Annotated in this window: 13 protein-coding genes; all 13 read left to right on the top strand. The window is 47.2% G+C overall.

Annotation, left to right across the window (positions count from 1 at the left end):
• The first annotated feature begins 62 nt into the window (after positions 1–62).
• The 13 genes from modA to ACT6NV_RS00535 all read left to right on the top strand — a co-directional run bounded on the left by modA (position 63) and on the right by ACT6NV_RS00535 (position 16,029).
• Positions 63–833 carry a molybdate ABC transporter substrate-binding protein gene (gene modA / locus ACT6NV_RS00475; RefSeq protein ID WP_445385323.1) on the top strand — a complete coding sequence of 257 codons (771 nt, stop codon included), beginning with the start codon at positions 63–65 and terminating at the stop codon, positions 831–833.
• Positions 826–1,230, top strand: a complete 405-nt coding sequence (locus ACT6NV_RS00480) for a TOBE domain-containing protein (protein WP_445385324.1) — start codon at positions 826–828, stop codon at positions 1,228–1,230. Before modA ends, ACT6NV_RS00480 begins: the two co-directional genes overlap by 8 nt.
• Complete coding sequence (gene modB / locus ACT6NV_RS00485; protein ID WP_445385325.1) at positions 1,227–1,898, top strand: molybdate ABC transporter permease subunit; 672 nt, start codon at positions 1,227–1,229, stop codon at positions 1,896–1,898. Before ACT6NV_RS00480 ends, modB begins: the two co-directional genes overlap by 4 nt.
• A complete protein-coding gene (locus tag ACT6NV_RS00490) occupies positions 1,895–2,779 on the top strand; it encodes an ATP-binding cassette domain-containing protein (RefSeq protein WP_445385326.1) in 885 nt (294 codons plus the stop codon). Before modB ends, ACT6NV_RS00490 begins: the two co-directional genes overlap by 4 nt.
• 199 nt (positions 2,780–2,978) lie before the next feature.
• Entirely contained in the window at positions 2,979–3,455 is a 477-nt protein-coding gene (locus ACT6NV_RS00495; RefSeq protein ID WP_445385327.1) for a hypothetical protein, read from the top strand.
• Between the two features lie 64 nt (positions 3,456–3,519).
• The gene (locus tag ACT6NV_RS00500; protein WP_445385328.1) at positions 3,520–5,388 is read left to right on the top strand and encodes an adenylate/guanylate cyclase domain-containing protein; all 1,869 of its coding nucleotides are present in this window, start codon (positions 3,520–3,522) and stop codon (positions 5,386–5,388) included.
• Between the two features lie 42 nt (positions 5,389–5,430).
• Positions 5,431–7,497 (top strand): prolyl oligopeptidase family serine peptidase, encoded by a 2,067-nt coding sequence (locus ACT6NV_RS00505; protein ID WP_445385329.1) that lies wholly within the window; start codon positions 5,431–5,433, stop codon positions 7,495–7,497.
• Between the two features lie 21 nt (positions 7,498–7,518).
• Positions 7,519–7,929 (top strand): VOC family protein, encoded by a 411-nt coding sequence (locus ACT6NV_RS00510; RefSeq protein WP_445385330.1) that lies wholly within the window; start codon positions 7,519–7,521, stop codon positions 7,927–7,929.
• Positions 7,930–8,212: 283 nt separating this feature from the next.
• Positions 8,213–9,997: an AMP-dependent synthetase/ligase gene (locus tag ACT6NV_RS00515; protein WP_445385331.1), complete on the top strand. Its 1,785-nt coding sequence runs from the start codon at positions 8,213–8,215 to the stop codon at positions 9,995–9,997.
• A gap of 92 nt (positions 9,998–10,089) precedes the next feature.
• Entirely contained in the window at positions 10,090–10,548 is a 459-nt protein-coding gene (locus ACT6NV_RS00520) for a MarR family winged helix-turn-helix transcriptional regulator (RefSeq protein WP_445385332.1), read from the top strand.
• Positions 10,549–10,557: 9 nt separating this feature from the next.
• Positions 10,558–12,963, top strand: a complete 2,406-nt coding sequence (locus ACT6NV_RS00525; RefSeq protein ID WP_445385333.1) for a 3-hydroxyacyl-CoA dehydrogenase/enoyl-CoA hydratase family protein — start codon at positions 10,558–10,560, stop codon at positions 12,961–12,963.
• Positions 12,964–12,989: 26 nt separating this feature from the next.
• Positions 12,990–14,180 carry an acetyl-CoA C-acyltransferase gene (locus ACT6NV_RS00530; RefSeq protein WP_445385334.1) on the top strand — a complete coding sequence of 397 codons (1,191 nt, stop codon included), beginning with the start codon at positions 12,990–12,992 and terminating at the stop codon, positions 14,178–14,180.
• Between the two features lie 37 nt (positions 14,181–14,217).
• A complete protein-coding gene (locus tag ACT6NV_RS00535) occupies positions 14,218–16,029 on the top strand; it encodes an acyl-CoA dehydrogenase family protein (RefSeq protein ID WP_445385335.1) in 1,812 nt (603 codons plus the stop codon).
• Positions 16,030–16,090 lie beyond the last annotated feature (61 nt).

Consider the following 16,090-nt stretch of genomic DNA (forward strand, 5'->3'; position numbering starts at 1 on the left):
GTAAACTACTTTAAGTGTTTAGAAATAGGGGGTATTCCTCTTAAACCGCTCAGAGAATCTTAATGAAGCAGCATCTTTTTAAATTTTTCCTTTTAGCTACCCCATTTTTTATTCTCCTGGCCTCTTGCAGAACTGCAACCCATAAAGGTATAGTGATCGCTTCGGCTTCTAATATGCAGTATGCTCTTGAGGATATCTCCGCTGCTTTTACCGCAGAAACGGGTATTACCTGCCAACTGGTGCTCGGTTCTACAGGAAAACTCACGGCGCAAATACGGGAAGGGGCGCCTTACGACATTTTCCTGGCGGCAGATATGAAATACCCTCAGGATCTTTACAACAAAGGGTTTTCAAAAAAAGCGCCAGAAGTGTACGCCCTGGGAAGTCTGGTTTTATTAAGCCTGAAAGACAGTATCAATCCCTCTTTTGAAGTCTTACAACTTCCTTCCATATCCCACATTGCAATTGCCAATCCGGTTACAGCCCCCTACGGCCGGGCTGCAAAAGAGGTATTGGAGCAAAAAGGCCTCTACCGGCCCTTACAATCCAAGCTGGTTTATGGGGAAAATATCGGACAGACCACTCAATATATTTATTCCGGGGCCGCCGAGCTTGGTTTTACAGCACGCTCCGCCCTGTTTGCCCCTGAATTGCAGGGAAAAGGCAGATGGATGGCGGTTAATCCGAAACTGCACAAACCTATTCGTCAGGGGATTTTACTGCTTCATCCTGAAAATGGCTTGAAAAAGGGCGTTCAGGAATTTTATCAGTATCTTTTTTCCCGACAGGCCAGGGAAATCCTGAAATCTTATGGGTATTTAATTAATGAATAAGTTAAAGGGACATATCAGTTCGGTCGTCAGCCATGGAAACCTCAGCCGGGTAGTGGTAAGTGTTTCAGAGAACCTAGACCTTCAGGCAGTGGTTATTGATAAGCCCGGGACGGCAGACTATCTGAATGAAGGTTCCGCGGTAAACCTGATATTTAAAGAAACTGAAGTGATTCTGTGTCAGGCAGGAAGCCCACTTATGAGTGTGGCAAACCGCATTTCCGGGGTTGTCTCCCAAGTGCAGGAAGGAAAGATTCTCAGCCGTATAGATGTACAATGGGATGGTGGATCAATATCAGCTATCGCAGATACAAAGGCTATTGAGGCTATGTCCCTTGAAAAAGGGATAGATTTACTGATGGTAATCCCTTTTAATCAAATAATGTTGCAGCCGGCATGAACTGGAACCCGCTTGTTCTGACTTTTGAACTGGCCTTGGCCACTACGCTGCTATTACTGTTTCTTGGGCTTCCCCTGGCTTACTGGCTGGCACATACCCGTTCGCGAATCAAACCTGTGGTGGAAACCCTGGTCAGTATGCCGCTGGTATTGCCACCAACCGTGCTGGGTTTTTATTTCCTGATTGCCTTCAGTCCGGGCAACAGTTTTGGGGCCTGGCTGGACCAGTGGCTGGGCCTGCAATTGGTCTTCTCCTTCGAAGGCCTGGTTCTGGCTTCCCTAATTTACAGTCTCCCTTTTATGGTACATCCCGTACAGGCAGGGTTTTCCGGGCTCCCTCCCTCCCTGCGGGAAGCGGCATTCGTTTTGGGAAAATCCAAATGGCAGACCTTGCTGAAAGTACAGCTACCCAACATCAGGGCTTCCCTTTTAACAGGGGTTGTACTTTCCTTTGCCCATACCGTTGGAGAGTTTGGGGTGGTTTTGATGATAGGTGGGAATATCCCGGGAGAAACCAGGGTGGCCTCCATTGCGATTTATGAGGAAGTAGAGGCCATGAATTACGGGATGGCCAATTTTTATTCACTCATCCTGTTTGCGATAACTTTCTTTATACTCCTGACCGTCTATCTTGCTAATGGGAACTACCTGAACCGCTTCTGGAAATGATTGTACTGAATCTTCATAAAAAGCTGGACGGACCTGAGGAATCCTTTTCCCTTGATGTGGAAATGGAAGTGCTGCAGGGTAAATGCATTGCCCTGTACGGACCATCCGGCGCTGGGAAGACTTCCCTGCTGCGGATCTTATCGGGCTTGTTAAAGCCGGACTCCGGACAAATCCGGATAGGGGAAAAATACTGGTATGAGGCTTCCAAAAAGATTAATCTTAGTCCCCAAAAACGAAATACGGGCTATGTCTTCCAGGACTATGCCCTCTTTCCGAATATGACGGTTTTGGAAAATATACAGTTCGCGGAGGCCGGAAAGGATCGTGGACGAAAAACCAACTCAATTATTGAATTGATGGAATTGGGTGCACTATGCCAGCGAAAACCCGCAACCCTGTCCGGAGGTCAGAAACAAAGGGTTGCACTGGCCAGGGCTCTGGTCCGGCAACCGGAGATGCTGTTACTCGATGAACCCTTATCTGCCCTGGATGGAAAAACGCGGAACAAATTGCAGGATTATATTCTTAAAATACAACGGGAGTTTAAACCAACCACTTTTCTGGTTAGCCACGATATATCTGAAATTATGAAACTGGCCGGGGAAGTCTGGGTGATGAACAATGGAAAAATAACCCGTCACGGTCCGCCACCCAAAGTATTCTCTAACAATACCCTTAGTGGGAAATTCACATTTACCGGAGATATTGTAAACATTATGGAAGAAGAGGTAGTTTCTGTCATTACCGTCCTGGTGGGAAACGATCTTGTAAAAGTAATTGTTGAATCGTCAGAGGCCGGAGCATTTCAAATCGGAAACAAAGTACTTCTGGCATCCAAGGCATTTAACCCTGTAATACAGAAAATCAACCCTGCAGAATAAACAGTAGCTCTTTTCGTCGATACAGGCTTGCAAGTATCCATGCATATTTTGCAAAAAAAAGATCAGGATGAGCCGTTTAAAATGTAAATCCCACGGATCTTGTTTGTCACCATAGCTCCCAGCGGCTTCACTTACTGCGAATTCCTAGCACCCTATCCAAAAATGCCTTATCTTATACCAAACTTAATAACTAACTGAAATGAAGACTACCAAACAAATAGTATTACTTGCCATTGGAGCTAGCTGTTTTTTTATGCAATGGGGGCATGCCCAGACAGAACGTATTATTACGCTGTATGTTAATACTGCTGAAATACAAAACCCAGATGTTAACGCCTCTTGTAATTTCGGGCAGACGGACGGTAGTAGTAATGAAGATTATACCATCAGCGCCAACGTGGATGATATTATTGTCTGGAAGGGAGTGGCACTTGGGGCTACTGAAACAAGTAGTGTGGAAATTGTGGCGATCAACCACCAGGGGGCCAATGGGGGGAGAGATGTATTTGGAGGGGATAATCGCCTGACTGCGGACGACGGAGAAGTAAGGGGCACCATTGTAACCACAACGGAACCCGGGACAGATTACAAATACAAAATATCCTTTCGGGTAATTCACGAAGGTGAAAGTAAAGGAGGTATTTTTCAGATAGACCCGAAGATTAAGGTAAACTAAAAGATAGTAGCAGCTGCTTTTTATGTCTGCACCAAATAAAATCTTATTTAAAGTAAGGAAAACATTGGCCCGGATATGCCTGGGCTTTTTTTTTAGTTGTGGCCTTTCGCAGCTATGTGCCCAGCAACAGCTTCCCCAATCCGCAGACAGCCTGGAAGCGTATTATCTGAATGGCCCGTTTGAGCCGGCAGACAGTATTGCAATCCTTGGGGAACTTACTTATGCTTTGCAGGATCCCCAAAAAATGCTTCAGTATAGCAACGCCTACATCGAGATGGCGATCCGAATGGATTCCCCGGAAGCCCTCTATAATGGCTATTTTCGGAAAGGAACAGCGTATCGGATGACGGGAGATTTTGCAGAGGCGCTGAAAAACTATTTTTATGCAGCCAACCTGGCAATTGAGCGTGAAAACGACAAGGATTTAGGTCAGGCCTACATCACCATTGCAGATTCCTATTCTTTGATGGGCAATACCCAAAATGCCAGTGATTACTATAACCGGGCCATCAGGATACTGAAGACCACCGGCGATTCACTCTCTGTAGCCATGGCACTTTCCAATGCAGGTGATGAGTATTTCAATCAGGGAAAATTGGATTCCGCCCTGATCTATTTTGAGGAATCGGGTGCGTTATTCAAAGCTGTTGATTTTAATTTGGGCAAAGGGTATTATCTGGGCTCAGTTGGCATGGTACTCGGAAAACAGGGAAAAGACTCCCTGGCCCTATTAAAACTAAATCAGGGTCTGGAAATTCTGCGTGAGGAAAAGGACTTTTATGGAATTGCTGCCTTTCTCCCTTATGTGGCAGATATCTACCAAAATCAGAACAATCTGGATGCTGCCTTGCGTTATACACACCGTGGTCTCGCCATTGCCGAAGAATACGGGCTGAAAGAACAAATTAGCGATGCCAATCTGAAACTTTCCGAATTGTATGAGGCCAAAGGACTAACGACCCGGGCACTGGGATATTACAAAACCTATACCGCATATAAAGACAGTATCAATAATGTTGATCTCGTTCAACAAATGGCCAAAATGCGAAACGATTTTGAAATTTCCCAGAAACAGGCCGAGGTAGATTTACTGGAAAAAGAGGCTGAAATTCAATCGCTTAGGGATCGTAAACAAAAATCCATCCTCTATGTAAGTATTGGAATTACCGGCCTGGTGTTTCTGCTTGCCCTGGGCATGTATTACCGCTATCGCTATATTAAAAAGACTTCCCGCATCATTCAGGATGAAAAGATGCGCTCAGATAATCTGTTGAAGAATATCCTGCCGGACGAAACGGCGGAAGAGCTCAAGCGCAGCGGAAGGGTAAAGGCTAAAAAATTCGATTCTGCCACGGTTATGTTTGCAGATTTTGTGGGCTTTACCCACCACTCCGAAAATATGGGCCCTGAGGCCCTGGTTCAGAATGTGGATTTCTATTTCTCAAAATTTGATGAAATCATTGGAAAGTATGAGCTGGAAAAAATAAAAAGTATAGGAGATTGCTATATGTGTGCCTCGGGATTGCCTTTCACTTCTTCAGACCATGCCGTTAGAATGGTTAAGGCCGCTATGGATATCATCCGGTTTGTAGGGGAAGTAGAGGCAGATAATACTCCCGGAGGCCAAAAATTTGAAATCCGTATCGGTATTAACAGCGGGCCGATAGTGGCCGGAGTGGTGGGAACCAAAAAATTTGCCTACGACATTTGGGGAGATACCGTTAACACGGCTGCAAGGATGGAAGCGAACTCTTCCACCAGCAAGGTCAATATCTCTGAGAACACCTTTAAACTGGTTCAGGATCATTTTCAGTGCGAGTACAGGGGAATGATTTCGGCAAAAAATAAAGGAATGCTTAAAATGTATTTTGTGACTTCTGAAAAAGTAAAGGAACATCAGGATAATTCAGAACTTGAAAATGTAAAGTCGTGATTGCTGTGCTGTATTCAAAGTCTGCTACTAAAACCAAATACAATGGATACTAATAGAATAATCTCAAAAACATTACTAATCGCGCTCCTAATGACCGGAGCAACAGCCTTTCCCCAGACCCAACTTGAAAATATGCTTGCAGGGCCCTATGCCCAAACCATTGAGGGTACTGCAGACGGAAAGGCGATTGCATGGATTGTCAACAAAGAGGGCGTCCGCAACATCTGGCACAGCCTGGTTTCGGAGCCTGCTCCTGTCCAACTCACTAATTACCGGGAAGACGATGGCCTGGATCTTGGAAATCTGATCCTTACCGCAGATTTTCTGATCTATACAAAAGGTAATGGCAACAACCGTCAGGGTTATCCCGCAAATCCGGCCAGCCTGCCAAGTACTCCGCAGCGTATTTTATTGCGAATGCGACTTTCTGATAAACAAACCGATACCCTGGCCACTGCCAGTTCCGCTGTCCTTTCCCCGGATGGAAAATCTCTTATTTACCCTTCAAAACAGGGGGTATACCTTATCCCTGACCTTTCCGTTGCCCGTGCGAAACCGAAAAAACTATTTGAGGTTCGAAGTGGGGCCGGTTCCCTTACCTGGTCCCCCGACGGCAAGGCCATCGCCTTTGTGAGTTCCCGGGGTGATCACAGTTTTATCGGACAGTATCAGATCAATCAGCAAAAAATTCAATGGGTAGCCCCCTCTCTGTATTTTGATGAACATCCGGCATGGTCTCCAGATGGAAAAAAAATAGCCTATATCCGCAGGCCTGGACAGGGTAAAGACGAACTGCGAAATATTATGGGCGGGAACCCTTTTACAATCATGGTTGCAGATGCCGATGGCAATAATGTAAAGGCCATCTGGGCATCGCCAGGAGATGATGGTGGTTTTGCTCAATATTATCCCAACGATCCGCTCAGATGGACCCGCAGTGGGAAAATTCTCTTCAGTTCGGAACACCAGGGATGGAATCACTTGTATGCCATCAACCCGGACGGGAGCGGGTTAACAGACCTGAGTCCCGGACAATGTGAAATTGAGAACAGCACGCTGTCTCTGGATGAAACTTCGGTAATAATCTCCACGAATTGCGGAGACACACACAGAAGGCACCTGTGGAGGAGCAATGTCCAAAACGGGCAAACAGAAAGGATCACTTCAGGCAAGGGCATAGAGACAGATCCCGTTGCCCTTGAAGGGGATGCTTTTGCCTTTCGGGAGGGCCTTTACGACCTTCCCACGGGAGTTGTTCTTCAAAACGGGAATGGGAAACATCGGCTAACACAAATCGAGGACGATTTTCCAAGGGATGCCTTTACTGAACCCGTTCCGGTTCAGTTCACCGCTGCCGATGGCCTTACCATCCACGGACAGTTGTTCTTACCCGATACCGCAAAAAAAGACAGGAAACCAGGGTTGATTTTCATGCATGGAGGGCCCATCAGGCAAATGCTGCTGGGCTTTCATTACAGTGGTTATTACGCAAATGCCTATGCGATGAATCAATATCTGGCCTCTCAGGGTTATGTGGTACTGGCAGTGAATTTCCGTACCGGGATTGGCTATGGCAGGGATTTCAGAAGGGCTGATAAACAGGGTCCCAGAGGCGCATCCGAATACCAGGATATCCTGGCTGCAGCCCGTTATCTGCAATCACGGCCAGAGGTAAACCCAGACAAAATAGGACTCTGGGGCGGTTCCTACGGAGGTTTCCTCACCGCTATGGGGCTGGCCAGGAATTCAGACATCTTTAAGGCAGGGGTGGATTTACACGGGGTTCACGACTGGTCCTGGCGCGCCCGTGACTTCTCTCCAGGAGGCGCCTGGGGAATCGGAAAAGATCTGATGGAACTGGCGTTGGAATCTTCGCCTGTTAACGATTTAAGCAAATGGCAATCTCCTGTTTTGCTTATTAGCGGAGATGATGATCGCAACGTAATGTTCGGACAGTCAATAGATTTAAAGAATCGGCTGGATGCGCTTGGGGTTTATAATGAAGCCCTGGTTTTCCCTGATGAAGTTCATGGCTTTCTCCGCCATGAAAGCTGGCTAAAAGCCTATGAGGCCTCTGCAGACTTTTTTAACCGACATCTAAAAGATTAGCGGGCTCATTCCAGCTGCATTATGAAAACACCCTTTTCACTTGAGTTTTTGGATCACGTTGCCCTCAGGGTGAGCGATATGGAGCGCTCGGCTACTTGGTACCAGCAGGTACTCGGGCTAAAGCGCTATCAGCTTCCTGAATGGGGGGATTTCCCTATTTTTATGTTATATGGAAAAAGTGGAATTGCCCTCTTTCCGGTTAAGGATGGCGCATCCAATACACCTGATATTTCAGGAATTTGCATTGATCACTTTGCATTTCAGGTGACCCGCGAAAACTACGACAAAGCGCTGGGGCACTTCAGGCAGCTGGGTATTGAATTTAAAGAACAGGATCATCACTATTTCCATTCGGTTTACATTCAGGATCCGGATGGACATGTAGTGGAACTGACCACTCTGCTGGGAGAGGCGGACGATTTTTATAAATAAGTCCGCACTAGAGGCTCAGGCCTGCATTTATGACGGGGGCGTTTCTCTCAATCCGGAGAAATATCGGACCGGGGGGGTATCCCCCCCCCTCCAACAATTTAAAACAGGAAACTGCAGCTGGCCATCATAAAACCAATCTTCAACTTAAAAATGGGTACATGACCATTGGCTCATTGTGCACTATTTTGCCAATTACGCAAAAATACAGTGCAGATATTATCAGCCTTCTTGTAAAATACCACTCCCTTTTCTTATTTTGCAATGCACTAAGCAGCTAAACAAAATGCAAGAAGTAAAACGCCTCTTCGAATTCCCCTACTATCAACAAGCCAACTGCGCCCTGGAAAAATCCATGGTAACCAAATACGGAGACCAGTGGAGAGCGGTTTCTACAGCAGAATACCTCAACCAAGCCAATGCAATAAGCAGGGGATTATTGCGCCTTGGGGTTCAGGCAAATGATAAAATTGCCCTGATCTCTATGACCAATCGCACCGAATGGAGTATTATGGATACAGGAATCCTTCAGGTTGGGGCCCAGGACGTACCGATCTACCCTACCATCTCAGAAGCCGATTATTCGTATATCCTGAATCATTCGGAAGCGGTCTTTTGTTTTGTCTCCTGTGAGGAAGTGCTTGAGAAAGTGGAGGCTATCCGGTCTGAAGTTCCCAGTTTAAAAGGGGTATACAGTTTTGATGAGATTCCGGGCTGTAAGCATTGGAGTGAAGTAAAGGAGTTGGGGAAAGACGAATCCAACCAGAAGGAAGTACAGGCGCGGATGGACTCAGTAAGGCCCGAAGACCTGGCGACCCTTATTTACACCTCCGGGACCACCGGAAAACCAAAAGGGGTTATGTTGTCGCACCACAATATCGTCTCTAATGTGCTGGCCAGCCAGAAACGGGTTCCTTTTGACTATGGACACAGTGCTCTTAGTTTTTTACCGGTTTGTCACATTTTCGAACGGATGATCCTCTACCTGTACCAGTATTGCGGGATCAGTGTTTACTATGCCGAAGGACTGGACAAAATCAGTGATAACCTAAAGGAGGTCAAACCCAATGTCATGACGGTGGTTCCCAGGTTGCTGGAAAAGGTCTATGACAAAATTATCGCCAGGGGTGCAGATCTTACAGGAATTAAAAAAGCCTTGTTTTTCTGGGCGGTGGAATTGGGATTACAATACAAACCATACGGGGCTAATGGCTGGTGGTATGAGAAAAAGCTAGGGCTGGCACGCAAATTGATTTTTAAAAAATGGCAGGAAGCCCTGGGCGGTAATTTGGAAACCATGGTCTCCGGAAGTGCTGCCCTGCAACAGCGCCTTGCCAGGATCTTTGCTGCTGCAGGCATCCCTGTTATGGAGGGATATGGTCTTACGGAGACTTCGCCTGTTATTTCTGTAAACGACCAGCGAAATCGCGGATGGAAAATCGGCTCCGTTGGAAAGATTATAGAGGGGGTCGAAATAAAGATTGCCGAAGACGGGGAAATTCTCTGCAAAGGCCCCAATGTAATGATGGGCTATTACAAGGATCCGGAAAAAACTGCCGAGGTACTAAAAAACGGCTACTTCCACACCGGGGATATCGGAGAGGTCGATTCGGAAGGCTTTTTAAAGATCACCGATCGCAAGAAGGAGATGTTCAAAACCTCCGGCGGCAAGTATGTGGCCCCGCAACTGCTGGAAAACCGTTTTAAACAATCGCGCTTTATAGAACAAATCATGGTGTTGGGAGAAGGCGAAAAGATGCCTGCTGCCCTGATACAACCCAATTTTGAGTTCCTGAGCGAATGGGCCAAAAGGCATAAGATTGAATTGTCCAGCAATCAACAAATTGTGGATCACCCGCAAGTGGTGGCGCGCTATCAGGAAGAAGTTGATCTGGCCAACGCGCAATTCGCCAAGTGGGAAAAGGTGAAGGACTTCCGCCTGACCCCGGATATCTGGACTGTGGAAGAAGGTCACCTCACCCCTACCATGAAACTGAAACGCAAAATTATCCTGCAGAAATACGCTTCCCTCTACAGTGATATTTACGGGCATCCCGCCGAAAAAATATAGTTCTCCACTTAAAAGGCGCTACAACTGATTTTTATAAATTTATTATGCATGCATAATAAATTTTATTATATTTGAAGTGCTTATTACTGCATATGAAGGATATCACAATTGATTATGCCCTTCGGGCTACATGGCAGGCCGTGGCCCGCATGTACAATGAAGAGGCAAAAAATTTCGACAGTACCATGGCCGTGGGTTTTACGCTATTGAGTATTGACCCGAAAACGGGAACGCCTTCTACTGCTTTGGGGCCTAAGATGGGTATGGAAGCAACCAGCCTCTCCCGTATCCTGAAAAGCATGGAAGAAAAAGGGCTTATCTGCCGCAAACCCAACCCTGAAGACGGAAGGGGCGTACTTATACATCTTACGGATTTCGGACTTGAAAAACGCAAGGATTCCAAAGACGTGGTACTTCGCTTTAATGAGGCGGTAAAATGTGAACTGAAAGACGAAGATCTGAAGGGGTTCTATGCAGTTGTGCAAACCATCAATCAATTGATCAGCGAAAAAAAAATCTATCTGAAATCAGACCAATCAAAATCCAAATAGAAGGGATCCATGAAAAAACACATTAAAAAAGTTGCCGTAATTGGCTCAGGGATAATGGGCAGTGGGATAGCCTGCCACTTTGCCAATATAGGAGTGGAGGTATTACTGCTGGATATTGTCCCCCGGGAACTTACAGATGCTGAAAAGGCGAAAGGCCTCAGTCTTAAGGATGCGGTAGTACGCAACAGATTAGTAAACAATTCCTTAACTAACGCCCTGAAATCCAGGCCCTCCCCTATTTATCACAAAGATTTTGCTTCCAGGATTCAAACCGGAAACCTGGAGGATGATATCAGCAAAGTCGGCAGTGCAGACTGGATTATCGAGGTGGTTGTGGAGCGACTGGATATCAAAAAACAGGTATTTGAAAAACTGGAAGCACATCGCGAGCCGGGCACCCTTATTACCTCGAATACCTCAGGGATTCCAATTCACTTTATGAGTGAAGGGCGGAGTGAAGATTTTCAGCAGCATTTCTGCGGAACGCATTTCTTTAATCCCGCCCGCTACCTGAAATTATTTGAAATCATCCCGGGGCCCAAAACCAAGCCGGAAGTCCTGGATTTCCTCAATAGTTACGGGGAACAATTTTTGGGAAAAACTTCGGTAGTTGCCAAGGATACCCCGGCCTTTATCGGCAACAGGATTGGGATTTTCAGTATCATGAGCCTCTTCCATACGGTTAAGGAAATGGGAATGACCGTGGAAGAAGTAGACAAGCTTACCGGCCCGGTTATCGGGAGACCAAAATCTGCCACTTTCCGTACTGTGGATGTTGTGGGACTGGATACCCTGGTACATGTAGCCAATGGGATTGCCGAAAATTGTCCGGATGACGAACGCAAAGACCTGTTCAAGCTGCCCGATTTTATCAAAACCATGGTAGACAATAAATGGCTGGGTAGCAAAAGCGGACAGGGATTCTATAAAAAAGTCAAGAACAAGGACGGCTCCAGTGAAATCCTGAGCCTGGACCTCGATACGCTGGAATACCGCTCAAAAAAACGAGCCCAGTTTGCCACCCTGGAAAACACCAAAACTATCGATACGGTTATTGATCGTTTTAAGGTACTGGTGGCTGGAAAAGACAAGGCAGGCGAATTTTATCGCAATAGTTTCGGGGCTTTATTTGCCTATGTCTCCCACCGTATCCCTGAAATCACAGATGCGCTTTATAAAATTGATGATGCGATGAAGGCCGGGTTTGGCTGGGAACACGGTCCCTTTCAGATCTGGGATGCCATCGGCCTGGAGCAGGGGATTGAGCTTGCCAAAGCCAACGGGCAAGAGGTAGCCCCCTGGGTCATGGAAATGAAGGCAGCCGGATCAGAGCAGTTTTATACTGTCAAGGACGGGGCCAGCTGGTACTACGATATCCCTGAAAAAGCACAGCGCAAAATACCCGGGCAGGATGCCTTTATTATTCTGGATAACATCCGGGAATCCAAAGAAGTCTTTAAAAATACCGGAGTGGTAGTGGAAGACCTTGGGGACGGAATTTTAAATGTGGAGTTCCGCTCCAAAATGAATACCATTGGTGCCGATGTCCTGGCGGGTCTCAATAAGGCGGTAGACCTTGCCGAGAAGGACTTTCAGGGCCTGGTAGTCGGAAACCAGGCTGCAAACTTTTCAGTAGGGGCCAATATTGGAATGATCTTTATGATGGCCGTTGAACAGGAATATGACGAGCTTAATATGGCTGTAAAATATTTCCAGGATACAATGATGCGCATGAGGTATTCGGCTATCCCTGTAATCGCAGCACCCCACGGTATGTGCCTGGGTGGTGGATGTGAACTTAGTTTACATGCAGATAAGGTTGTAGCGGCGGCTGAAACCTATATAGGTCTGGTCGAATTCGGTGTTGGGGTAATCCCCGGGGGCGGAGGATCCAAAGAAATGGCCCTGCGCGCTTCGGATACCTTTAGGAAAAACGATGTGGAGCTCAATGTACTCCAGGAATATTTCCTCACCATTGGGATGGCGAAAGTCTCCACTTCTGCCTATGAAGCCTTTGATACCGGGATCCTTCAGAAAGGGAAAGACATCATTGTCGTAAATAAAGACCGGCAGATTGCCACAGCTAAGCAGTATGCCCGTATTATGGCTGAAAGCGGTTATTCACAGCCTATACGAAGGAAAGATGTAAAAGTCCTTGGGAAACAGGCCCTGGGAATGTTCCTGGTGGGCACGGATTCAATGGAAGCCGGGCATTATATTTCAGAACACGATAAAAAGATTGCCGACAAACTCGCTTATGTAATGGCGGGAGGCGACCTTTCAGAAGCCTCCTATGTAACTGAACAATACCTCTTAGACCTGGAAAGGGAGGCTTTCCTCTCCCTGTGTACCGAACGCAAAACGCTGGAACGCATCCAGCACATGCTTAAAACCGGAAAACCCTTAAGAAACTAATTATAAATAGAGATCCAAAAAAGATCATGAAAACAGCATATATCGTTAAAGCATATCGCACCGCTGTGGGCAAAGCCCCGAGAGGCAAATTCAGGTTCAAGCGACCTGATGAACTGGCAGCTGAAACCATCGCCCATATGATGGCGGAATTACCAGGGCTGGACAAAAAGCGTATAGATGACGTGATTGTAGGGAACGCCATGCCGGAAGCCGAACAGGGCCTTAATATGGCCCGACTGATCTCCCTGATGGGCCTGCAGATCGAAGACGTGCCCGGGGTTACCGTTAACCGTTACTGTGCCTCAGGTTTGGAAACCATAGGGATTGCCACCGCAAAGATACAGGCCGGGATGGCAGACTGTATTATCGCCGGAGGGGCCGAAAGCATGAGTTATATTCCCATGGGCGGATACAAACCCACCCCGGATTATAAAATAGCAAAAGCCGGGCACGAAGACTACTACTGGGGTATGGGGCTTACTGCCGAAGCGGTGGCAGAACAATTCAAGGTTAGCCGGGAAGACCAGGATGCCTTCGCCTATGCATCCCACCAAAAAGCATTGAAGGCACAGGAAGAAGGGAAATTTGATTCCCAGATTGTGCCCATTGAGGTTTCACATACCTATGTAAATACCGCCGGCAAAAAAACGACAGATTCCTACACCGTATCCAAAGATGAGGGTCCGCGTGCAGACACTTCCCTGGAAGTACTCGCCAAGCTTCGGCCTGTATTTGCAGAAGGGGGCAGCGTAACGGCAGGAAACAGCTCACAAATGAGTGACGGGGCTGCTTTTGTACTGGTTATGAGCGAGGAAATGGTGAAGGAATTGAAACTGGAACCCATTGCCCGACTGGTAAACTATGCAGCAGCCGGGGTAGAACCCAGGATCATGGGAATCGGACCTGTTAAGGCCATCCCTAAAGCACTTTCCCAGGCCGGATTAAAGTTGGCAGATATCGGTCTGATCGAATTGAACGAGGCATTTGCTTCCCAGTCCCTGGCAGTGATCCGGGAACTGGGCTTAAACCAGGAAATCGTAAACGTAAACGGAGGAGCAATTGCATTAGGACACCCGCTGGGATGTACCGGTGCCAAACTCTCTGTCCAGCTTTTTGACGAAATGCGCCGGCGAAATATGAAAGGGCAATACGGCATGGTAACCATGTGCGTGGGTACCGGACAGGGAGCTGCCGGTATTTTTGAATTCCTTGCCTGATAATAAAATTGGATAAACAGATTTAAATAAAAAAACTATGAACACCGAAACCAAAGAAAAAGATATCCTGCGCGGGGGGCAGTTTCTCGTAAAGGAGACAGACTGCGATGATATTTTCACCCTAGAAGACCTCGATGAGGAACAAAAAATGATGCGTGAGAGCACCATTGAATTCGTAGACCGCGAGCTTTGGGCCCATTGGGAGCGATTTGAGAAAAAAGACTACGCCTATACGGAAGCCTGCATGAAAAAGGCGGGGGAGCTGGGGCTGTTGAGTATTGCTGTACCTGAAGCCTATGGCGGAATGGGGATGGGCTTTGTCTCCACCATGCTGGTCTGTGATTATATTTCCGGCGCCACCGGCTCCTTCAGCACTGCTTTCGGTGCCCATACGGGGATTGGCACGCTGCCCATAACCCTTTATGGAACAGAAGAACAAAAACAAAAATACGTGCCCAAACTGGCCAGCGGGGAATGGTTCGGGGCATATTGCCTTACCGAGCCGGGAGCCGGCTCCGACGCCAATTCCGGGAAAACCAAGGCAGTTCTTTCCGAGGATGGTAAATACTATTCCATTACAGGACAGAAGATGTGGATTTCAAACGCCGGATTTTGCCAGCTTTTCATTGTTTTCGCAAGGATAGAAGACGATAAGAACATAACCGGTTTTATTGTTGAAAACGATCCGAAGAACGGGATCAGCCTTGGGGATGAAGAAAAGAAACTCGGGATCCACTCCTCCTCTACCCGTCAGGTTTTTTTCAACGAAACCAAAGTGCCGGTTGAAAATATGCTTTCCGAACGTGGAAATGGGTTTAAAATCGCCATGAATGCCCTGAATGTGGGGCGGATCAAACTGGCTGCAGCCTGCCTGGAAGCCCAGCGACGGGTAACAGACGAAGCTGTCCGCTATGCTGCGGAACGGGTTCAGTTTAAAACCCCTATTATCAATTTCGGAGCCATCAAGGCCAAAATTGCCACGATGGCTACCAATGCCTATGTGGGTGAAGCTGCCTGTTACCGGGCTGCAAAAAATATTGAAGATCGTATTGCGCTGCGTGTAGCTGCCGGAAACTCGCACCAGGAAGCAGAATTAAAAGGTGTTGAAGAATACGCCATAGAGTGTTCGATCCTGAAAGTTGCCGTTTCCGAAGATGTACAGCAAACCACGGACGAAGGGATTCAGATCTTCGGGGGAATGGGCTTTAGCGCTGATACGCCTATGGAAAAGGCCTGGAGAGACGCACGGATCTCCAGAATATATGAGGGAACCAATGAAATCAACCGGATGCTATCGGTGGGAATGCTCATTAAAAAGGCCATGAAAGGCCACGTGGACATGCTGGGCCCGGCAACGGCCGTGGGAGAAGAGTTAATGGGAATCCCTTCCTTTGACATCCCCGATTTTTCCGGCCTGCTTGCTGAGGAAAAAGACATGATCGCCCGATTGAAAAAGGTTTTTCTGATGGTAGCAGGAAAGGCCGTACAGACGTATGGCCCAGACCTGGAAAAACATCAGCAACTCCTTATGGCTGCTGCTGACATCCTGATCCAAATCTATATGGCAGAATCAGCAATCCTAAGGGCTGAGAAAAATGCCAAGCGTTCTGGTCCGGAAGCCCAGGCAACCCAGATTGCCATGGCAAGGCTCAACCTGTACGAAGCGGTAGATATCGTAATCAAACAAGGAAAAGAAGCCATAGTATCCTTTACCTCCGGGGACGAACAGAAAATGATGCTGATGGGTCTGAAGCGATTTACCAAGTATACCAATCAGCCCAATGTGGCGGCACTTCGCGAGCAGATTGCCGATAAGGTTGCAGCCGACGGCGGGTACAAGTTCGACTGATCTTTTAATAAAGTATACAATTAAAGCCGCCCGTTTCGGGCGGTTTTTTTCTTCCCGCCCC

The sequence above is a fragment of the Robiginitalea insularis genome, assembly GCF_052497835.1.